The following is a 21,554-nucleotide window of genomic DNA, read 5'->3' on the forward strand; positions in this document are numbered from 1 at the left end:
TTTGAGATCGCTGGAGACAAGCTTGAAAAATATTATTGATCGCATTGACCATATTGTTTTAACCGTGACCGATATTGAGCTCACAACCCAGTGGTATGAAAAAGCCTTAGGTTTTGAGCGAGAGTTTTTTACAGGGCCAGAGGGTCAGCCTCGTTATTCATTGCGATTTGGTCAACTCAAGATCAATCTTCAAGATAAAAATACCCAAACGCCTACCAAGGCAAGAGTGCCGACTATTGGTTCTGGGGACTTTTGCTTAATATCGGCGATTCCCTTAGATGACTTCATTGCCCATCTTTCAAAACAGGGTGTGCCGATTGATGTGGGCCCTGTACCGAGACGGGGTGCGCTAGGACCGATTCGTTCCGTGTATTTGCGTGACCCAGACCAGAATTTAGTAGAAGTAGCTGAATACGTCTAAGTAGAATTAAGTTAACAGCCCAATTGCTGCGCAAGGTCTAGAAAATCTTTTGCGTGGTAGTTGGTGAAACTTTCTAGATGGAGGTCATCTCGAATATGATCTTTGCCGAATTCCAAAGGCCTTTCAATAAAAGCAGTTTGTAGCCCACAAGCATGGGCGCTGGCGAGATCATCTTTGTGCGAGGCAACTAGCATTACCTCTTCAGGCGGAATATCGAAGGTCTGCGCTACCCCTAGATAAGTCTCTGGGTCGGGCTTGTAGTGTCGAAACACTTCCGCAGAAAGAATGAGGTCCCAAGGTAGACCAGCATTCTTGGCCATATTGGCCAGTAAACCTAGATTTCCATTGGACAGAGTTACTAAGGTGAATTGTGATTTCAGCTTCTTTAGCCCTTCAACGACTTCTGGCCAAGGAGTTAGGCGATGCCAAATCAAATTGAGGTGACGGATTTCAGGCTCGGCTAGGGTGGTGATCTCAAATTGCTTGAGCACATCATTCAGAATCATGCGATGCAAATCATCAATTTTCGTCCAAGGCAGCTCTCCAGAGCGAACTCTCGCCATGGCGGGTCGATAACCCTTTCTCCAGGCAGTCGCAAAAGCCTCTGGGTCAGCAGGTAGGTTTAATCGCCTGATTTCATGAGCGATTGATCCATGCCAATCAACGACTGTTCCAAACACATCAAATGCGAGAACTTTTGGTTTTGTATTCATGTGTAGATTATTCATTAGCTTGAAAAATCTTGCCAGACATTATTCGGTTTCCCCCCTTAAGTCATACAAGTCATATATTGCTAAGAATTGCTAGAATGCTGAGAGACCCAAAAAGGGCGCTAGATCGAATAAGGACACAATCATGGGTGGTATTTCTCAGTGGGAGCAGCTCAATGTTGAGTTAACAGCTGCTTTAGGGAGTTCGGTACATTTTGATACCGCTCATCAGGCAGTGTATGCCTCTGAGGCGTCCAATTATCGCCAGATTCCGATCGGGGTAGTAACACCAAGAAATACTGAAGAATTTATTAAAGGTATTGAGATCTGCCATCGCAACCATGCGCCTGTATTGATGCGTGGTGCTGGTACCTCAATGAATGGGCAGACGGTCAATAATGCGGTCGTATTTGATATCTCCAAGTATTGCAACCATATTCTGTCTTTAGATCCTACTGCTGGTTCTGCAGTGGTGGAACCAGGGGTGATTTGTGATTCCTTGAGAGATGCGGCTGAAGTGTATGGCTTAACTTTTGCCCCCGATCCATCGACCCATAGTCGCTGCACGCTAGGTGGCATGGTTGCCAATAACTCTTGCGGTGCTCATTCAGTAATGGCGGGCAAGACGCTTGAAAATACCGAAGCACTTGAAATCTTGACCTATGACGGAGAGCGTTTTTGGGTTGGCCCAACATCAGATCAAGAGCTGGAAGAAATTATTGCGGCTGGTGGTCGAAAGGCTCAGATCTATAGTGATCTTCTCAATTTACGAAATCGCTATGCCGATTTAATTCGGGCGCGTTTCCCAAATATCAAGCGTCGGGTATCTGGCTATAACCTTGATCAACTCCTTCCTGAAAATGGTTTTAACGTAGCACGAGCTCTCGTTGGCACTGAAGGTACTTGCGCATTAACGCTTGCTGCAAAAGTGAGGTTAGTAAAGAGCCCAGCCAAACGCGTTGTGCTTGTATTGGGCTTTGACGATATTTATCTGGCTGGCGATGCTGTACCCGAATACCAAAGCTTTAATCCGATTGCGATTGAAGGCTTGGATTACAAAATTATTCGTGGCTTGCAGCAGCGCAATTTAGCGAAGGCTGAGATTGATTTGTTACCGGCTGGTAATGCTTGGGTGGTAGTCGAGTTTGGCGATGACACTCTGGAGGGCGCGATTGCTCAAGCTGAGCGCGCACAGGAGTACTTTAAAAACAGGACAAAAGGCCCAAGGCCATCTTCTTGGTTGGTGCCAGATCCGCTATTGCAAAAACGCATTTGGTCGATTCGGGAGAATGGTGCTTCTGCTACCCATCTTTCAATCGATCCCAACTCGCCAGACCCTGTTGTTGGTTGGGAGGATGCAGCAGTAGATCCAACGCGTTTGGGTGAGTATCTACGGGCTTTTCAAAAGCTGGTAGATTCATATGGATATGAAACCTCTTTATATGGCCACTTTGGTGATGGCTGTATTCATGCACGCATTACGTTTAATTTGCGCACGGCAGAAGGTGTTACACAATTTAGATCCTTTATTCGGGATGCAGCCACTCTCGTTGTTGCGTTTGGCGGTTCATTAACCGGTGAGCATGGTGATGGTCAAGCCAGAGCTGAGTTTTTGCCGATCATGTTTGGTGAAGAGCTGATGGAGGCTATGCATGAGTTCAAGCGTATTTGGGATCCGCAGAATCGACTCAACCCTGGAAAAGTAGTTCACCCCTACCGTGTTGATGAAAATCTGCGTATGGGTCCAGAGTACAAAGTAGTCAATATCAAAACCCGTCTGAATTTTTTAAGTCAAGAAGGAAATGGATTCCAAAGAGCGGTTGAGCGCTGTGTTGGAATGGGTAAATGCCGCAGTGAGAAGGTGGGTACGATGTGCCCAAGTTATCGAGCAACAAAGGAAGAGCGCTTTTCCACCCGAGGCCGCTCAAGACTATTTTGGGAAATGTTGCAGGGCGAAGTCATTACTGATGGTTGGGAGAGTCGGGAGCTCAAAGAGGCGCTGGATACCTGCTTGTCTTGTAAAGGATGTAAGTCTGATTGCCCAGCCCACGTTGACATGGCTTCTTATAAGGCCGAATTCCTTTCTCACTATCATGAAAAAAATACGAGACCACGTCAAGCCTTAACGATGGGGCGTATTGGTGACTGGGCACCATGGGCTAGCCAGTTTTCCTGGTTGATTAACGGTGTGATGCAAACGCCAATTCTCTCCAGTGTTGCTAAATGGATTGGTGGCGTAGCGCAAGAGCGCAGTCTACCGAAGTTCGCATCTCAATCTTTCAGAAAGCAATTTAATAAGGCGGGTAGTAATTCGGTAGGCCAGAAAAAAGTCATTCTCTGGGTTGATACTTTCTGTGAGCACTTTCATCCAGAAGTTGCTAATGCAGCTGTGGAGGTCTTGGGGCATGCTGGTTTTGAAGCAACACTACCAAAAACCCCTTTATGTTGTGGTCGACCACTCTATGATTTTGGCTATCTTGATTTAGCCAAGCAAAAGCTAGCTACTATATTGGATGCCATTGGTAGTGAGATTCAAGCTGATGAGAATGCGCCAATTGCCGTAGTTGGTCTAGAGCCTGGTTGTATGTCGGTCTTTAAAGATGAGTTGCTGAAGTTCTTCCCGGATGACCCGAGGGCCAAGCGCTTGGCATCAAATACCTATTTGCTGGGGGATTTCTTGCATGAACAGGGCTATGTTCCTCCGCCATTAGATTGCGATATTTTGGTTCATTCCCATTGCCACCAGAAGTCCCTATTTGGTACTAAGGGCGATGTCGCGCTTTTAAGTGCTTTAGGTGCTAAAGCCAATTTTATTGATAGCGGTTGTTGCGGTATGGCAGGCTCTTTTGGCTTTAATCCAGAGCATGTGGAGCTATCCAAAGCCGTTGGTGAATTAGTGCTTTTACCCGCAATTCGTTCTGCCAATCAAGACACCATCATTCTGACTAATGGATTTAGTTGTCGCGAACAAATTGAACAAGAAACAGGCCGAAAAGTGAAGCATTTGGCTGAGCTTTTACAGATGGCGCATCAATCTCAATCCAAGGTCTAATGTAATATCTCCCGATAGTAATCGGGAGATATTACGCAATCAAGTGCTGGTGCTGAGTTATCTATCCATCGACTACTAAGCGCGAATAAGGTAATCAAACGATGAGAGGGAAGCCTTCGCACCTTCGCCCATGGCAATGATGATTTGCTTATAAGGGACAGTAGTACAGTCGCCCGCTGCAAATACCCCTGGCATTGAGGTTTCGCCTTTGGCATCAATCACAATCTCACCACGAGGAGATAAATCAATGGTGCCTTTAAGCCAATCCGTATTGGGCAATAGACCAATTTGTACAAAGATACCCTCAAGCGCGATGTCATGCATTTCTTGGCTTGCACGATCTTCATATCGTAGGGTAGTTACCTTGCCATTGGCTCCCAATACCTCTTTACTTAATGCATTGGTAATCACGGTGACGTTTGGCAGGCTATGGAGTTTTTTCTGTAGCACTGCATCAGCGCGCAATTTAGTATCAAACTCCACTAATGTCACGTGCTTGACGATGCCCGCTAAATCAATTGCAGCTTCTACCCCTGAATTACCCCCACCAATGACAGCTACATCTTTACCTTTGTATAGAGGGCCATCACAGTGTGGACAGTAAGCAACTCCTTTACCGCGATACTCTTGCTCTCCAGGAACATTCATTTCACGCCAACGTGCGCCGGTACTCAAAATAACTGTTTTACTCTTTAAAACTGCACCGTTCTCAAGCGTCACTTGCAACTCATCCCCGACTTTTTCAAGTTGAGTTGCTGTTTGCAAATTCATGACATCGACCTCATACTCTTTGACGTGTTGCTCAAGTGCCATAACGAGTTTGGGTCCTTCAGTTTCTTTTACTGAAATGAAATTTTCAATACCAACGGTATCCGCTACCTGGCCACCAAAGCGCTGAGCAACAATGCCTGTTTTAATGCCCTTACGAGCGGAATAAATTGCTGCTGATGCACCAGCGGGACCGCCGCCAATGATGAGGGAGTCAAAAGTTTCCTTAGCATTAAACTTTTCTGCATCACGCGCAGAAGAGCTGGTATCTAACTTGGCCACAATCTCTTCCACCGTCATGCGGCCTTGGCCAAATACCTCACCATTCATGATGACTGTTGGAACAGCCATAACTTGATATTGATCTACCAAGTTTTGATAGAGGGCGCCATCAATCATTTCATGTTCAATATTGGGATTGAGTGCCGCCATTAAATTCAAGGCCTGCACTACATCTGGGCAGTTGTGACATGATAAAGAGATGAAGGTCTGAAAGCGCATAGGCTTTGTAAGACCTCGAATACTTTCCAAGATAGCTTCTTCCGCTTTTGGTGGATAGCCGCTAGCCTGCAAAATAGCCAAGATGAATGAAGTCATTTCGTGACCCATGGGGAGACCAGAGAAACGAATGCGTGGCGCTTCACCGCGTTTGCCAACGGTAAAGCTGGGAATATTTATGCTATTTCCCGTGGTGCTCACAGTCACTTTATCTGATTGCTCCGCCACTTCGTTTAAGAGCTCTAACATCTCTGCCGACTTGGGACTGTCATCAAGAGTCGCGATGAGCTCAATTGGGTTAACGATTCTTTCGAAATACGCTTTTAATTGCAATTTAATATTGTTATCTAACATGGTCTTTTCCTAATGAATGAATTTCGGTGATCTATTGGAGAAAAGACCTTGATGTCTTTTCTCCAATAGACTCTCGCAAGAGAGTCTGCTTGGTTAAATGCCTGACAGAATCCTCAGATCTTTCCGACGAGATCTAGAGATGGAGTCAAGGTTGCTGCGCCTTCTTTCCACTTTGCTGGGCATACCTCGCCTGGGTGAGCAGCGGTATATTGAGCAGCTTTGAGTTTGCGCAGGGTTTCAGCGATATCACGTGCAATTTCATTCGAATGAATTTCCACTGTCTTAATGACACCCTCTGGATTGATGATGAATGTGCCACGCAATGCCAAGCCTTCTTCATCCAGATGTACGCCAAAGTTGCGAGTCAAAGTGTGTGTTGGATCCCCAACCAATGGGAATTGCGCTTTACCCACTGCTGGTGATGTCTCGTGCCATACCTTGTGTGAAAAGTGAGTGTCAGTAGTGACGATATACACTTCGGCACCCATCTTTTGAAACTCAGCATAGTTGTCAGCTGCATCTTCAATCTCTGTAGGGCAATTGAAGGTAAATGCTGCTGGCATGAAAATCAAAACTGACCACTTACCTTTGAGGTTTTCATCAGAAATCGTGATGAACTTGCCATTGTGGAAAGCTTGAGTTTTGAATGGTTGTACTGCTGTGTTGATTAACGACATAGTTTTTTCTCCTGTAATAAAAAATGGTTTGCTGCAAGACAGGAGTCATTCTGCAAGGAATTGATATATTTGTATAACAAATAATATTGATACTAATAATCGATAAAATAGATCAATATATTAAAGTGTTCAGAACGTTGTCATATATTGCATTTCTGGGTGAATGGGGTATGCTGAGGCTATGAGAATTTCTAGTAAAAGCAAAATTGCATTCAATGTCCTTTTGGATATTGCAGCGCATACCAAGCAAGGTTATGCGATTTCAATGCCACTCATTAGTCAGAGGCAAGGTCTATCACTCTCCTATCTTGAATTGATTTTTGCGGCACTCAAAGCTGCTGGCATGATTCAAAGTCATCGCGGGCCTGGTGGTGGCTACTCGCTAGTGGTCAATCCTGAGAATGTCTCTCTTAAGGATATCGTTCGCATCATCGATGGTGAGCAAACGCTAGGTAAAGAATTGGGTGCAGAGCTTTGGTCTGACTTGCAAGTTTTTATGTTTGAGAAGATGTCTGAGATTACGCTTGACAAGATGCTGCAGGAGTCCATAATCAAAATTGAACCTAGCACCAAAGGCTTGCCATGTATGAAGCCTCAGGCTAGGCAGAAGGCGAGTACGAAGCTCTCTGAGAAAGTTAGCAAGAAGCCGCAGCCTAAAAAAATCAAACCTCAGATGGGTCCTAATTCGATTTTCTCATTCGGAAAATACTTGCGTTTAAAGAAAACTTAAATCACGGGTTTTTAAATTTGATAGGCCCAAAATAAAAGCCCCTGAAGTTGAACTCAGAGGCTTTTTTCTTACCAATCAATTTACTCTAAGAGTAGATCGATTGGAGGTAGTTCACTTACTTTGCAAATTACGCGTTTGCTAAGTGTGCTTCTAAAGTCTTAGTGAACTTATTGGCGTGGCTACGCTCAGCCTTGGCCAATGTTTCAAACCAGTCAGCGATTTCATCAAAGCCTTCATCGCGTGCTGTTTTAGCCATACCTGGGTACATGTCTGTGTACTCATGAGTTTCACCAGCGATAGCTGCTTGCAATGCTTCAGCAACTGTCTTAGCAGGCATACCAGTACCTGGCTCGCCAGCGCCGCCTTCAATCAAGTACTCCATGTGACCATGGGCATGACCAGTTTCGCCTTCAGCTGTTGAGCGGAATACTGCTGCAACATCATTCGCACCAGCGATATCAGCTTGGTTCGCGAAATACAAATAACGACGGTTTGCTTGTGATTCACCAGCAAATGCTTCTTTCAAAGACTCTTCAGTCTTTGTACCTTTTACGGATTTAGCCATGATTGACTCCTAAAAACGGTTAGTTGAAATTGGGTGAAAAGCAAAAATACGTGCTTTTAAATGTTCACCTGAAGATGATTATGAACAAATCTAGGAGTTTGAATAATCATATTTTTGTATGGACGTGATAGTTAAAAGCAACTGATATCAACTTTTCAATAAATAAAATATAAGAGAATATCGGCGTGATAGCGCTCAAATAGCCACTAATTAGCAGGGCTGGAAGTCCAAATTGCTCTAAAACTGACATAAAAGTTAGTGATTACTATCGTTTTTTAAGGGGTTTTATTGTCAATTTTGAATCGGAGGCCATCGTAATTAGGTATTTTCTATGAAGATTGTTAATTAATACAATTTCACTATCGATCCAGACAGACCTAAACTATTACCACGTTAGAAGTGCATGCTGCACCCATTCAATTAGTAGAGGAAATAAATGACAACTCGCGAAGGTAGTTTAGAGGCCCCAACCAGACACCCCTTAGATTGGAAGAACCCTAAGTTCTATGACAAGGCTGATTTAGAGGCTGAGATGGAGCGTGTTTTTGACCTTTGTCACGGATGCCGTCGTTGTGTCAGTCTTTGTGGATCATTTCCAACTTTGTTTGATTTGGTTGATGCAACAGAAGATTTGGAAATGGAGCAGGTGGACAAGGCTGACTATCAAAAGGTAGTTGATCAGTGCTACTTGTGTGATGTGTGCTACATGACTAAGTGCCCATATGTTCCGCCACATCCTTGGAACATCGACTTCCCACACTTAATGTTGCGAGCTAAGGCTGTCAACTTTAAAGATGACAAAGCTACTTTCCGCGATAAATTACTTTCCTCTACGGATAAGCTTGGCCATTTCGCAGGTATTCCAATCGTTACACAAACTGTGAACGCGGTTAATAGCACCGGCTTAGCGCGTCTCATGATGGAGGGCGCTTTGGGCGTTGATAAGAAAGCCTGGATTCCAGAGTATGCTCCTAAGACATTCCCACAATTGGCTAAAAAATCTGAAGACCTGCCAGTGATCGATGGGGCAAAAACACCTGGCAAGGTAGCTATTTATGCGACTTGCTACATTAACTACAACGAGCCTGGCATTGGTCAAGATCTCATCAAGATTCTGAAGCACAATGCAATTCCTTATGAATTAGTGGATAAGGAAGCTTGCTGTGGAATGCCTAAGCTTGAGCTCGGTGACTTGGAGTCTGTTGCTGAAAACAAGGAAAAAAATATTCCAAAATTGGCGAAGTTGGCGCGTGAAGGTTATGCCATCTTGACTCCAATTCCTTCTTGCACTTTGATGTTTAAGCAGGAATTGCCGCTCATGTTCCCTGATTGTGCTGATACGCAATTGGTGAAAGATGCCATGTGGGATCCGTTTGAGTACTTTATGGCTCGCAATTCCGATGGTCTCTTGAAGAAAGACTTCAGCAAAGAGTTGGGTCATGTTAGCTATCACATGGCTTGTCACTCACGCGTACAAAACGTCGGACAAAAAACTGCTGAAACTCTGAAACTCATTCCGGGTACTGAAGTCAATGTGGTTGAGCGTTGCTCTGGACACTCAGGCACTTGGGGTGTGAAGAAAGAGTTCCACGATATGGCTATGAAGATTGGTAAGCCTGTTTTCAGAAGAATGGCTGAAGAAGAGCCAAACTACATTAGTTCTGATTGCCAACTCGCGGGTCACCATATCGAACAGGGTATGGAAGAATTGGGCTTGCCTAAATCAGAAATGGCTCATCCATTAACTTTGCTTGCTAAGGCCTACGGTCTTTAATTCATCTAAATATAAGGAAATTCCAGCATGGGAATCATTACACGCGATAGCCTTTTAAGTCTTGAGGCTTATCACAAGGAGCGTCCTGCATTTCGCGAGAAGGCAATTCAAGAACGTCGTCTGCGTACAGTACACCTTGGGGATCACTTAACCATGATCTTTGAAAATGAATTTTTGATGCGCTATCAGATTCAAGAAATGTTACGTGTTGAGAAAACCTTTGAAGAAGATGGTATCCAAGATGAATTAAATGCTTACAACCCTTTGGTTCCAACTGGTTCTGACTTTAAAGCAACGATGATGATTGAATATCCTAACGAGGCTGATCGTAAAGTTGCGCTCGCTAAATTAGTCGGTATTGAGCATCAAATGTTTATTGAAGTAGAGGGTCAGCCACGGGTTTATGCTATTGCTGATGAAGATTTAGAGCGCTCGACTGCTGACAAAACTTCTGCAGTGCATTTCATGCGCTTTGATCTAACAGATGATATGAAAAAAGCCTTAAAGGCTGGCGCTCAAATGATGGTGGGTTGTGATCATAAGGGCTATCCGATGCATGTTCAAACCCTGCCACCTGAAACCCTTGCTTCTTTGGTTTCTGATTTAAGTTAAAAAAGTAGCAATACTTTAAATATACTTAACTCCAGGTAGGGCGCATTCGCGAATAACTTCTGCCAATGCATTCATTGCAGCGGCGCGAGGAAAGTTTTTCCGCCAGACGAGACATACTCGTCTGGTTGGAACCGGATCTTCAAAAGGAATATAGCTTATCAATTGATCTTGGTTTGTAAGATCGGGTGCTGAGGTCCTTGGCAACACTGAGATACCAATTCCGCTCACTACCATTTGGCGAATGGTCTCCAAAGAGGACCCTTCAAAACTACGCTGCTCACCAATCGTTGAGCCTGAGCCTAAGCGGTTTAGTTCTGGGCAGACGCCAAGCACATGATCTCTAAAGCAATGGCCAGTTCCTAGAAGTAAGGTATTTTGTTCTTTGAGTTCACGGTGAGGAATGGATTTACGATCTTCCCAGGGGTGGCCTTTCGGAACTGCTACTAAAAAAGGTTCATCGTATAAATCAATTTGGTTTAGACCAGCGCTTGCAAAGGGTTCTGCAATGACGATGCAGTCTAAGGCACCTTGTCGCAAGACTTCAAGCAGTCGAACAGTAAAATTCTCCTCCAAGAATAGTGGGGCGTTTGGTAGTCGCTCTCTAGCAATTCTGACTAGGCTGGGTAATAAATAGGGTGCGATGGTATAAATTGCACCTAAGCGTAATGGGCCGGAGAGGGGATCTTGACCATGCTTGGCAAGATGCTTTAAGGCATTAGCCTCCTCAAGAACTCTTTGGGCTTGATCTACGATGAGGGCGCCCAAACTAGTCATTGCTACTTCGGTATTGGTCCGCTCAAAAATTTGCGTGTTGAGCTCTTCTTCCAATTTGCGGATGGCCACCGATAGGGTGGGTTGCGAAACAAAACAGGCATCAGCTGCCCTACCAAAATGACGCTCGCGGGCTACAGCAACGATGTAACGTAGTTCAGTCAGAGTCATTATTATTTCGACCTAAATTAATTGTTCAAATGCATTGATAAATGAGTCTGGAGCTTGAGCTCCCTGGACTAAGTATTGATCATTCAGAATAACGGATGGTACCGAATGAATTCCAGCGCCAGTATATTGAGCCTCTTCTTCACGCACTTCATTTGCGAACAGCCCACTCTCGAGCACCTGTTTGGCTTTATCTGAATCAAGGCCAGCAGAAGTCACTGCATTCAGAAGGTTTTGTTGATCATCTAAATTGACTGCCAAGCAGAAATAGGTTTTGAGTAGCTCAGTTTTTAAGCGAGCTTGCTTCTCTGGGCCAAAATCAGTACCTGCCCAATGTAGAAGGCGATGGGCGTCAAAGGTGTTGTAGACCCGCTTTCGCCCATCTGGGTGAAACTGAAACCCAGCCTCAAGTGCGCGCTCCCTGATTTGGGCTTGATTCGCCTTTACTTGCTCTTCGGTAAGGCCATACTTTTCAGTGAGATGCTCGATAGCATCTTGGCCACCTTTGGGCATATTCGGATTTAACTCAAAAGGACGAAAGCGTACCTCAAATTGCGCTTTATCACCAAATGCTGCGATGGCTTTATTGAGATTGCCTAGACCTACGGCACACCATGGACAAGCAACGTCAGACACAAAGTCTATTTTGATAGTGGGTTTCATACAAACGATTCTACAGAAGCATTGGTATAAATGCTTGCCACTTCACTGCTCAGAATTTTTGCCTAATTTCCACCAGCTACTTCAATAAATGAGGCGCTTGTATAGGAGGATTCTCCAGAAGCAAGCCAAACAATTGCAGAGGCCACTTCAGTTGCAGTCCCACCTCTTTTCATGGGTACAAATTGTTTGACGCGTTCAATGCGATTGGGCTCACCACCACTCGCATGGATGTCCGTATCAATATATCCAGGACGAACTGCATTGACTCGAATGCCGTCAACTGCTAATTCTTTTGCTAGGCCAATTGTTAGCGTATCAATTGCACCCTTAGAGGCTGCATAGTCGACATATTCCCCGGGGGATCCAAGGCGAGATGCTACAGAGGAGACATTCACAATCGATCCGCCAGACCCTTGATGTCTAGTGGACATGAGCTTGATTGCTGCTTGAATGCATAAAATAGTTGAAAAGACATTCGCATTAAATATGCGCTGGATACGTTCACTTGACATGTCTTCAAGGCGCATTTGAGTTTCAAGAATTCCAGCATTATTGACTAGGGCATGTAGCCCGCCAAAAGACTTCATGGTTTCCGTAAAAAGATGATTCACTTGATCGGCAATAGTTACATCTGCCTTGACGGCGATTGCTGTGCCGCCATTACTCTGAATTTCATCAACAACAGCTTGGGCTTCTTGGGCATGAGAGTTGTAGTTAACGCAAACTGCAAAGCCTTTACGAGCAGCAAGCTTTGCAGTCGCAGCTCCAATACCGCGACTAGCCCCGGTAACAATCATGACTTTAGACATGCCTCCATATTACTAGCTTTGTAATGCTCAGACAATGAGAGTGAGAGCGATGATTTTTTGTGACATATAAAGCTATAAACAGCCTTAAAAAAGATGGATCACCTCACATCATTAAAGTTGCTGATAAAGGTAATTGGATTAAAGTATGAGTATGAATGTATTCAATAAATGGATTATTGCTTTAGCGAGTGTCTTGTTCCTGAACGTCGCGCAAGGACAATCCACTAATACTTTTTGCCCTCTGACAACCAAATCAATTGCCATTGATGCTGGTTCGATTAGCTATCTACAGGGTGGTCAGGGTCCTTCAGTCTTGTTATTGCACGGCCTCTTTGGGCAAAAAGAGCAGTGGACAGATATGGCCTGTGCTTTGGCCAAACAAGGATTTCATGTTATCGCCCCTGATCTACCGGGCTATGGGCAAAGTAGCGCTTATCCCATCACTATTTACCAGCTAGAGTCCCAGGTAAAAACTCTCCAGCGCTTTATGAGATCGGTTAGTGGTAATTCATTTCATATTGCAGGTAATTCAATGGGTGGCGCCATTGCTGGTTTATACGCCAATCAATATGCTCAGGAGATTAAATCCTTGGCATTTATTGGTGCCCCGCTAGGAATTATTCCCTGGAGTAATCAAGTAAGAGATTCAATCTATCAGGGGGTTAATCCATTTATTCCGGTTGATCAAGCGCAATTGGATTTAGAGATGGATCTACTATTTGCAAAACCACCAGTGATTAGTGATGATATTAAAACGCAGTTGCTTCAAGAGTACCGCAACAATAATCGACACTATCAACAGGTTTGGGATATTGTGAATTTTTATGGCGATACGTTAAAACGATTTCCCAATCAATCTCTGCCAACCTTCATTCTGTGGGGAGAGCATGATGAAATTTTTAATATTTCGGGATTGCCAATCTTAAAAAAGAAATTTCCCCATTCTCAATCTCATCGCTTGGCAAATGTTGGTCATTTAGTCATGCTAGAGCAGCCGGTGAAAATTGCTGATCTGTACACATCATTTCTAAAAAAATCTCAGTAATGGCTTCTCAATGGATGGTAAATCCCATGACTTCCTCCTGGGGCAATCTATTGCATAGACAATGTTAAAGTTGTCCTTGTCATGAGCGATTCCACTAGCACCCATACAACTCACTCTGAGTCTTCGGAGATTTTAGGTCTTAATATCTGGCGCTTAGTAGCTGTTGCCGCCGTTGCTGGCATTGGCGTGGGATTTATTGGGGGCACATTTCATTGGATGCTGGTTCACGGAAGCGAGCGCTTTTCTGCACTCTTGGAGCACTGGAAGGCTGATGGTTTTTATGGTGTTCCTGGATGGATCGGTGCTGCTTTAATTGCTGGTATTTGTATCGGCTTAGCCCGATGGCTGGTTTATTTTGCCCCCAGTGCAGCGGGTAGTGGAGTTCAGCACGTAGAAGCGGTTATGCGTAAAGAAGCTGATCCTGCGCCATTACGTGTTTTACCAATTAAATTTTTTGGTGGATTGCTTGCAATGGTTCCGGGGATGGCTCTAGGGCGAGAAGGGCCAACTATTCAGATGGCCGCTGTCATAGGCAGCCAATGCGGCCGCATTTTTAGATTGAGTAAGGAAGATGGATTCTTGCTCTACACAGCGGTAGCAGGGGCGGGATTATCGGTAGCATTTAATGCGCCCATGGCTGGTATTGCATTTGTTTTGGAAGAGGTGACTCGTAAGATAACCACTCGCAGTGTCCTCATTACATTGATTGCGGTTGCTACGAGCATTACTGTATTTCGAGCATTATTTGGAAATGCCATTTCTTTTAGTATTCCCACCTTGGTTGCGCCAGAGTTGGGCAACTTAATTCTCTATGCAATTTTGGGCTTAATTGTTGGTTTGATGGGTGCTTTATACAATCGCAATATCTTATTTGGGCTCAATCTATTTTCTACTACCATGCCCAATATCCCTGTCGCACTCAAAGCAGCTTTTGTTGGGGCGGGAGTTGGATTGATTGCTTACTGGCAGCCATCTTGGGTTGGCGGCGGTGAATTGCAGGTCCAGCAAGTGCTGTCTAATAATTTTGGCGCTCAAGCGCTGATCACTTTGTTAATAGTGCGATGGCTGTTAGGGTCCATCTCCTATTCCCCTAGTTTGCCTGGTGGCCTGTTTGCTCCTTTGTTATTGGTCGGCGCAATTTCTGGAGCGTTATTTGCTCAGCTCATTAACTTTATTCCAGCTCTTGCATTTCAAGTCGATACAGTGTCATTTGCCTTAGTTGGAATGGCTGCTTTTTTTACGGCAGTAGTACGTGCACCCTTTACCGGTGTACTGCTCATTATTGAGATGAGTGGTGGAGTGATATTAACCCCTGGCCTCTTGGTAGCTTGCGTCTGCGCAACATTAATCACTTCTTATATGGGCTCTCCGCCTATCTACGACTCTTTAAGAGAGAGGATGTTCTCGCGGTAGTACTAATTAAGGATTTCCATGCAATATGTTTTACAGCTTATTGGTAATAGAATCGTATTTTCAATCTCTACAGTCACTTAATCTTAAAATTTCTCAGTCGCACAAGAGACTTTTCCCGACTTGATTGCTTTTAGAAATGTGGCATAGTCGGCTTCATTTTGCTTGCTGTAGGCAATCGAGAACTTGACGAGAGCATCATCAAGAAGCTCATTTTTTCCACAGTAGCCAGCTATAACCGCAGGATCTCCTGAGCGGGCATGAGCATTGGCTAGTGCCCACCCAAAGAGTTTTGCAAAATCTGGGAATATTTCGGCATTAATTCCGTCGCCGCCTACTGAAATTCCGCCCTTCATGTCGCGTAATTGCCGTACGTAAAAATCCGTTTCTACTGTTTTTCCATAACCCAGAAATAGGTCTGGAGCGCCTTGAATGAGACACTGCCCATGAACGACGCGCTCTCCCTCTGATTTAAATTGGGTATCTGGAAAATAAGAAGCTAGGATAGATTTTTTCGCCTGTTTCGTCTGAAGAAAGAGAGGGTCGTCTTCATCTAGTCCCTGAAGATACATCACCCAGCAACCGTTGCCAACACTGCCAACCCCAACGACCTTTCTTGCCCAATCAATCCATTTGTAGCGTGATAATAGGTGCTTACGATCTGGTGCTAATGAGTGAATATAAGAATTCATCCCCTCATCATTGAGTTCAGTAATTCTTGTACCATTTGGTGAGAATTGGAGATGCTCTATCAGTGGAGGATTATTAATGAGGCGAATTCCTGCTTCAGTTACTTCAGTTAATTTCCCAAGCATGCCATGACCGTTATTTTTTCGAGCTTTATCCACTAAGCCCTTTAAGTATTTCTGACTTATTGCATTTGCGTGTTTTGTTGCAATGTTGGTAAGCGATTTTTCGTCAATATAGGTGTGCTTAAGATCGATATAAGGCATGGTCGAGTATTGACGCATGTTATTTCGATATGCCTGACAGATATTGCGTACGATCTTCTCTCCATATAGCTGATCTTGACCTAGTAATTGCGCCGCAATCATGGCACTAGCAGTTAGGCGCTTTAAATCCCAGTCAAAATTTCCAGGAAGGGTTTCATCAAAATCATTAATTCCAAAGACGAGCTGGTGCTCAGTGGTAGAAAAGAAGCCAAAGTTACTAACGTGCATATCTCCGCATAATTGCACTTGAATAGAGGGGCTTGGAATCTTAGCGAGGTCGTGGGCCATGATTGCAGCACCACCCCTAAAAAAAGCAAATGGACTGGCAGCCATTCGAGCATGGCGAATCGGAATGTATTCAGGAATTCGAGTTTTTGCTTGGGAAAGCAAAATATCAATTGGGCCTTGACGCTTATTTTCTACCGTAAATTGTCCAATTGAGGATCTATCAACCGCTTTGCGAATCGATTTCCCTAGATTGAGTCGCTCTTGAGGGCTTGGATTCTTTTTGAGAAATGACTCATACAGTTTGCTAGACATGGCTCCATGATCTCATATACATTCGAAATAAAAAAGCCCCGCAAGAAGCGAGGCCAAGAAATGCCGGTGGGTCGGGCGAGATTCGAGCCAGTGATAATCTGTTTTAGAAAAGAACTGGCTGATGCTACGATAGCATTACTGAATCACCAACGCATAGGACCAGATCATGAAAATTATTAACTCCACATTGGTAACTCTGGCAACAGGCCTTGTATTAACAGCTTGCGCTCAACAGACAGAATTAATTCCCACCAAAGGCCAATCAGCTGAGCGCTACAACCAAGACCGTGCAGCCTGCATAAAAGAATCCAATACGTACTACGGCAATAGTGGCGGCGCCCCATCCGAGTCTGATGTATTTTTGGGGTGCATGAAGGCAAAGGGCTATCAAATTAAACAAAAGTTCTAATGATGATGGATTAGAGTTCTAAGTACTTTCCAGTTTTAGTTTTGTCTACTAACCCGACAGCGATTCTTTAAAAAGACACTTATAGAGCCGTCTGTCCTCTGGCGCCTAGCATCTTTGCCTATTGCGAATCCATGGATTTCCTGTTGTTAAAAGAGTTACAAAATTTTCTTGCACCAGGAAGACAAAAACTCCACAGTTGCTAGTGAAGGTTTCTTTTATTACCAGTGGGCCGGGCGAGATTCGAACTCGCGACCAACGGATTAAATGAAGTTGCGCCTCTTCAAAACCCTGTATAAATAAATGATCTAAACGGTCAAAAAATAACTGTGCGATTGAGTATGTGTTTGCTTGATGGTGCAAAGTACAAATCTGTAGGCTGGATATCAAACTTTCTAACCTAGCCTTGCGCAGTTTTTTATTTAAATCAAGTTCATTAATGCCAGTGTCGCTTTAATCACTTGGTTGTTCGTGTCGTTGAACAGGAATGGCGTTGTGAAATGAATATAGCCTTGCATTTTATATGCGCCTGCAAGACGATCATAGGCTTGTAATTTTGTTGCCCAATCACCTGACTGCATTTGCATATATGGACTCTCGCCTCCACCGCAAGTAATGATGATTGGGCATTTCACATTCTGAGGGTAGTTAATCGGGCTGTACTCTTTAATTTCTTGTGGCGTTAGCTTTAAGAACTGCTGCCTCATTGATAGTGAAACTGGATAAAGGTCTGTCCAGCCGCTGAGAATGGAGCCACCTTTAAAGAGTTTCGTTGGTAAGCCCTGCTTTTCCCATTCGGTAACAAGCATCATATTTGCTAGGTGACCACCGGAGGAGTGACCTGACACATATAGCTTGTTGGGGTCACCACCAATTTGCTTAGCGTTTTTATATACCCAAGAAACAGCTTTGCGGCATTGAGCCACTAATCCAGTCATGGTGTTCGGTGGGATATTATCAAATCCAATGGAGATATAGATGGCGTTATTTAGCAAGAAAGGGACAGCTTGTGACGAGTAATTATTCTTGTTATCAAAGTCCCATGAGCCACCATGAAAGAAAATCATTATCGGCAAACCAGATGCATACGCAGGTGCAAAAACATCTAATTTTTCGGCATCAGAAGATCCGTATGAAAAAGTTTTTGGTGGGTACTGAGCTCTCACTTTTTCGCTATTAGTTGTGTAGGAGTCGGCAATTTTCTTAACTTCTGGCGGCGGCGGTAAATAGGGTCCTTGATTTAATTGGTCATTTAGTTGACTAACAGTCCAACCCCTAAAAACGACCTTTTCTTCTTGCGCCATTAATCCAAAAGTAGGCATAGTTGCAAATGCAGAGCCAGTCATTAAAAATTTTCTACGTGAAACGTCGCTTGTTGACATGAGTGCCTCCATGGTGATTTGCTCATTTTATATAGCATAAGCCCCAAAAGAAAAAGCCACCCGAAGGTGGCTTTTGTATTACTGGTGGGTCGGGCGAGATTCGAACTCGCGACCAACGGATTAAAAGTCCGCTGCTCTACCGACTGAGCTACCGACCCAGTAAAGAAAGAAATTATAGCAAGAAGTTTGTTCGGCTTCCTCAGCTTTCTGCGGCCTAGCCCGCTATGCCTTGTAGCTACAAGCAGCTTATGTATTTCTACGTCTTGCTACTGGGGGATTTTTGGCGAAATAGTCCCGAATTCCCTTCAAAATAGCCTCCGCAATCCGATCTTGGTAAGCCTCGTCATTTAGGCGGGCTTCCTCTTGGGGGTTACTGATAAAGGCTGTCTCAACCAAGATTGAGGGAATATCGGGTGCCTTAAGAACGGCAAAGCTAGCTTGCTCGACCCTGGGCTTATGTAGGACAGCAAAGCCACCAATTTGCTTCAGAATGGAGTTGCCTACCTGTAATGAATCTTTGATTTGAGCAGTCGTTGACATGTCGAGCAATAGATTGGCAACTTGCCTGTCTTGGGTCTTGATGTTAATTCCACCAATTAAGTCGGAAGCATTTTCTTTATTGGCCATCCAGCGGGCTGTGGTGCTACTAGCACCTAATTGTGAAAGTGCAAATACGGAGGCACCTTTAGCTCTTGGTTCAATAAAGGCATCCGCATGAATGGAGATGAATAAATCTGCTTCTACTCGACGCGCTTTTTGAACGCGCGTATGAAGCGGCACAAAATAATCTCCGTCTCGCGTTAAGAAGGGGCGCATGTAAGGATCTTCTTCAATTTTGTCACGCAGGCGTTTTGCAATCGAGAGCACCACATGCTTTTCCTTAGAGCCCATTGCACCGATTGCGCCTGGGTCTTCGCCGCCATGACCGGGGTCGATGGCAATGGTTATTAGGCGTTTATATTTTGCAGGAGGCTCCTTAGCCTCTGGAATAGCTTGGGCAACGGGCGCTTTCGGCGGTTCTTTTTTGCTAGCAAATTGCGCAATCAGGTCGATTTCTTCATTACCCTTTTCTATAGCGCTCTCTTTGCGCGCACTACTTTTGATTAACTCCAGTAAGGGGTCTGGAGGGGTAGTGGGGTACAGGTCTAGCACCATGCGGTATTGGTATTCAGCAACTGGGTCTAGGGTAAAGAGCTGAGGCTTGATGGGCTCTTTAAGATCAAATACCAAACGAACCATGCCCGGTTGAAATTGACCTACCCGGATTTGCGAGACGTATGGATCATTTGGCTTTACCTTGGCTACCAAGTCTTTTAAGGTGGAATTAAATTCCATGCCCTGCACGTCTACTACTAAGCGATCTGGGTTGGTGAGGAGTTGTTGGGTAATCGGTAGTGCCTTATCGGACTCAATTGTGATGCGTGTGTAATCTTCTGCAGGCCAAATACGCACCCCTAGTATCTTGGCACCCCAAGCAATTTCGATCTCGGTAAATAGTAAGACAAAGCCCATCATCTTCGCAGATGCCTGAAGATGTTTTCTTCTTGCGGGGTTAACTGGACTCTTACTCATCTGCCTTGGAGAATAATGACTTTAGGATATTGATGCTTTCCTGAGAAATAGCATGTATTGTGATTTCTCGAGCATGTTCATCTGAACCGCTAGTGAGTTGCATGGTGATGTCAAATGCGGGAAGTGTTCCCTCTGCTTTATTTGGCCACTCGACCAAGCAAAAGCCTGCTTCATCAAAATGCTCGGCAAACCCTGCTTCTTGCCACTCAAGCGGATCTCGCATCCGATAGAGATCAAAGTGATTGGCTGTGATGTGAGCTTGTCGACCGCTTTTCCCATTACCAATAATTAGTGGGTAGGGTTCACATAAGGTGTAGGTTGGGCTTTTAACTCTTCCACTAAAGCCTAGGCCTTGAATAAGATAACGGGCAAAAGTAGTTTTACCGGCACCCAGATCGCCTTCTAGTGAGATATTGAGATGCCCCTGCGGATGAAGGAGAAAGAATTCTTGCAAACTAATGGCCAGTTTTTTAGCAAAAGCCGCAGTATCCGCTTCCTGCCTACAATGTTGTGTATATGAATCTTGAGCCATTTGCCTAGTTTATTCAATTATTGAGATACATTCTGTATTCCTGATGCAATCTGACCTATCTACCAGCCAATTTAATCTAGCCGATCTTCGCCAATGGCTGGATGAGCAGTCCAAGCAATTGGGCTTTGATAGCTTGCGGGTTACAGATACCGAGCTAGGAGAGGCAACTGAGCACTTAAAAGAATGGTTGGCGCAAGGACGCCATGGCCAAATGGAATATATGGAGCGCCACGCCCAATTACGCTCCGATCCTAACTTGCTAGTACCTGGAACGGTCCGAGTGATTTGCGTCACCATGAATTATTTATCACCCCAGATCAACTTTGATACAGAGTGGGAACGGTTAGGACAAGTAACTGAAGCGGTCGTTTCCATTTACGCACGTGGTCGGGATTATCACAAAGTCATGCGCAATCGCTTGCAGGATTTGGCAAAGTGCATTGAGAACAAGATCGGTAAATTTGGTTATCGTGTCTTTACAGATTCAGCGCCCCTGATGGAAGTAGAGCTGGCTAAAAAGGCAGGCTTGGGCTGGCGAGGTAAGCATACCCTGTTACTCAATCGTGAATCAGGATCCACATTTTTCTTAGGTGAGATATTGGTTGATATTCCTCTACCGATTGATGGGGAACAGGAATCACACTGCGGCACTTGCCAGGCATGTATTGAGGTCTGCCCAACACAAGCAATCACTGCCCCTTATCAATTAGATGCTCGTCGATGTATCTCGTATCTCACGATTGAAAATCCCGGCGCTATTCCAGTGGAGTTTCGTAGTGCGATGGGCAATCGGATTTATGGTTGCGATGATTGTCAATTAATTTGCCCATGGAATAAGTTTGCACAACGCTCAGAATTGCCAGATTTTGCGCAGCGACATGGCTTGGGTAATGCCGGTCTTTTGGAATTATGGTCTTGGACTGAGACTGATTTTGAGAAGCGTCATGAGGGTAGCGCAATTAGAAGAATTGGCTATAGTCGTTGGCGGCGCAATCTGGCAGTGGCCCTCGGTAATGCCTTAGCTAGCGGAGTGGAACAGGATGCGATTCGTAGTGCCTTAAGTGCAGCGCTTGATAATGCAGATCCCTTGGTGGAAGAGCATATTCAGTGGGCTTTGGGTCAGCATTGAGGCAATTTCGCCT

Annotated in this window: 20 protein-coding genes and 1 tRNA gene; 9 read left to right on the plus strand and 12 right to left on the minus strand. The window is 44.6% G+C overall.

Going from position 1 to position 21,554, the window contains the following annotated elements; all coding sequences use genetic code 11:
• The first annotated feature begins 22 nt into the window (after nt 1–22).
• Nucleotides 23–421, plus strand: coding sequence for a VOC family protein (locus tag FD974_RS02050; protein ID WP_215365333.1), 399 nt, complete (start codon nt 23–25; stop codon nt 419–421).
• 11 nt (nt 422–432) lie between these two features.
• Here the strand turns inward: FD974_RS02050 and FD974_RS02055 are convergent, their stop codons facing one another.
• Nucleotides 433–1,134 (minus strand): haloacid dehalogenase type II, encoded by a 702-nt coding sequence (locus FD974_RS02055; RefSeq protein ID WP_251374641.1) that lies wholly within the window; start codon nt 1,132–1,134, stop codon nt 433–435.
• A 142-nt stretch (nt 1,135–1,276) separates the two neighbouring features.
• On the opposite strand from FD974_RS02055, the gene FD974_RS02060 reads away from it, so the two are divergent.
• Nucleotides 1,277–4,183 carry an FAD-binding and (Fe-S)-binding domain-containing protein gene (locus tag FD974_RS02060; RefSeq protein WP_215365337.1) on the plus strand — a complete coding sequence of 969 codons (2,907 nt, stop codon included), beginning with the start codon at nt 1,277–1,279 and terminating at the stop codon, nt 4,181–4,183.
• 75 nt (nt 4,184–4,258) lie between these two features.
• Here FD974_RS02060 and ahpF read toward each other — a convergent pair whose 3' ends face one another.
• Nucleotides 4,259–5,803 (minus strand): alkyl hydroperoxide reductase subunit F, encoded by a 1,545-nt coding sequence (ahpF, locus tag FD974_RS02065; protein WP_215365339.1) that lies wholly within the window; start codon nt 5,801–5,803, stop codon nt 4,259–4,261.
• A gap of 113 nt (nt 5,804–5,916) precedes the next feature.
• Nucleotides 5,917–6,480, minus strand: a complete 564-nt coding sequence (gene ahpC, locus FD974_RS02070; protein ID WP_215365341.1) for an alkyl hydroperoxide reductase subunit C — start codon at nt 6,478–6,480, stop codon at nt 5,917–5,919.
• Nucleotides 6,481–6,661: 181 nt separating this feature from the next.
• On the opposite strand from ahpC, the gene FD974_RS02075 reads away from it, so the two are divergent.
• Entirely contained in the window at nt 6,662–7,210 is a 549-nt protein-coding gene (locus FD974_RS02075) for an Rrf2 family transcriptional regulator (RefSeq protein ID WP_215365343.1), read from the plus strand.
• A gap of 127 nt (nt 7,211–7,337) precedes the next feature.
• Here FD974_RS02075 and FD974_RS02080 read toward each other — a convergent pair whose 3' ends face one another.
• On the minus strand, nt 7,338–7,775 hold the full coding sequence (locus FD974_RS02080) for a rubrerythrin family protein (RefSeq protein ID WP_114652135.1): 438 nt from the start codon (nt 7,773–7,775) through the stop codon (nt 7,338–7,340).
• 436 nt (nt 7,776–8,211) lie between these two features.
• On the opposite strand from FD974_RS02080, the gene FD974_RS02085 reads away from it, so the two are divergent.
• Both FD974_RS02085 and FD974_RS02090 read left to right on the plus strand, forming a co-directional pair.
• Entirely contained in the window at nt 8,212–9,549 is a 1,338-nt protein-coding gene (locus FD974_RS02085; protein ID WP_215365345.1) for a heterodisulfide reductase-related iron-sulfur binding cluster, read from the plus strand.
• Nucleotides 9,550–9,576: 27 nt separating this feature from the next.
• On the plus strand, nt 9,577–10,161 hold the full coding sequence (locus FD974_RS02090) for a DUF3501 family protein (protein ID WP_215365347.1): 585 nt from the start codon (nt 9,577–9,579) through the stop codon (nt 10,159–10,161).
• A 15-nt stretch (nt 10,162–10,176) separates the two neighbouring features.
• Here the strand turns inward: FD974_RS02090 and FD974_RS02095 are convergent, their stop codons facing one another.
• The 3 genes from FD974_RS02095 to FD974_RS02105 form a co-directional block, all read right to left on the minus strand.
• Nucleotides 10,177–11,103, minus strand: coding sequence for a LysR substrate-binding domain-containing protein (locus FD974_RS02095; RefSeq protein ID WP_215365349.1), 927 nt, complete (start codon nt 11,101–11,103; stop codon nt 10,177–10,179).
• Nucleotides 11,104–11,115: 12 nt separating this feature from the next.
• The gene (locus tag FD974_RS02100) at nt 11,116–11,763 is read right to left on the minus strand and encodes a DsbA family oxidoreductase (RefSeq protein ID WP_215365351.1); all 648 of its coding nucleotides are present in this window, start codon (nt 11,761–11,763) and stop codon (nt 11,116–11,118) included.
• A 62-nt stretch (nt 11,764–11,825) separates the two neighbouring features.
• Nucleotides 11,826–12,572: an SDR family oxidoreductase gene (locus FD974_RS02105; RefSeq protein ID WP_215365353.1), complete on the minus strand. Its 747-nt coding sequence runs from the start codon at nt 12,570–12,572 to the stop codon at nt 11,826–11,828.
• Between the two features lie 145 nt (nt 12,573–12,717).
• Between FD974_RS02105 and FD974_RS02110 the strand changes: the two genes are divergently transcribed.
• On the plus strand, nt 12,718–13,617 hold the full coding sequence (locus FD974_RS02110) for an alpha/beta fold hydrolase (RefSeq protein WP_215365355.1): 900 nt from the start codon (nt 12,718–12,720) through the stop codon (nt 13,615–13,617).
• An 81-nt stretch (nt 13,618–13,698) separates the two neighbouring features.
• A complete protein-coding gene (locus tag FD974_RS02115) occupies nt 13,699–15,030 on the plus strand; it encodes a ClC family H(+)/Cl(-) exchange transporter (RefSeq protein WP_215365357.1) in 1,332 nt (443 codons plus the stop codon).
• A gap of 83 nt (nt 15,031–15,113) precedes the next feature.
• Here the strand turns inward: FD974_RS02115 and FD974_RS02120 are convergent, their stop codons facing one another.
• Entirely contained in the window at nt 15,114–16,520 is a 1,407-nt protein-coding gene (locus FD974_RS02120; protein ID WP_215365359.1) for a DUF2252 domain-containing protein, read from the minus strand.
• Nucleotides 16,521–16,686: 166 nt separating this feature from the next.
• Between FD974_RS02120 and FD974_RS02125 the strand changes: the two genes are divergently transcribed.
• On the plus strand, nt 16,687–16,929 hold the full coding sequence (locus tag FD974_RS02125; protein WP_215365361.1) for a hypothetical protein: 243 nt from the start codon (nt 16,687–16,689) through the stop codon (nt 16,927–16,929).
• Nucleotides 16,930–17,348: 419 nt separating this feature from the next.
• Here the strand turns inward: FD974_RS02125 and FD974_RS02130 are convergent, their stop codons facing one another.
• From FD974_RS02130 to tsaE, 4 genes are all read right to left on the minus strand, one after another.
• Nucleotides 17,349–18,308: an alpha/beta hydrolase gene (locus FD974_RS02130; protein ID WP_215365363.1), complete on the minus strand. Its 960-nt coding sequence runs from the start codon at nt 18,306–18,308 to the stop codon at nt 17,349–17,351.
• Nucleotides 18,309–18,390: 82 nt separating this feature from the next.
• Nucleotides 18,391–18,466 (minus strand) — tRNA-Lys (locus FD974_RS02135).
• Nucleotides 18,467–18,554: 88 nt separating this feature from the next.
• Nucleotides 18,555–19,880 carry an N-acetylmuramoyl-L-alanine amidase gene (locus FD974_RS02140; protein ID WP_215365365.1) on the minus strand — a complete coding sequence of 442 codons (1,326 nt, stop codon included), beginning with the start codon at nt 19,878–19,880 and terminating at the stop codon, nt 18,555–18,557.
• A complete protein-coding gene (gene tsaE, locus FD974_RS02145; RefSeq protein WP_215365367.1) occupies nt 19,873–20,412 on the minus strand; it encodes a tRNA (adenosine(37)-N6)-threonylcarbamoyltransferase complex ATPase subunit type 1 TsaE in 540 nt (179 codons plus the stop codon). Before tsaE ends, FD974_RS02140 begins: the two co-directional genes overlap by 8 nt.
• Before the next feature lie 43 nt (nt 20,413–20,455).
• Between tsaE and queG the strand changes: the two genes are divergently transcribed.
• Nucleotides 20,456–21,541, plus strand: a complete 1,086-nt coding sequence (queG, locus tag FD974_RS02150) for a tRNA epoxyqueuosine(34) reductase QueG (RefSeq protein WP_215365369.1) — start codon at nt 20,456–20,458, stop codon at nt 21,539–21,541.
• Nucleotides 21,542–21,554: the final 13 nt, after the last annotated feature.

The organism is Polynucleobacter sp. es-EL-1 (assembly GCF_018687975.1).
Taxonomy (GTDB): Bacteria; Pseudomonadota; Gammaproteobacteria; order Burkholderiales; family Burkholderiaceae; genus Polynucleobacter.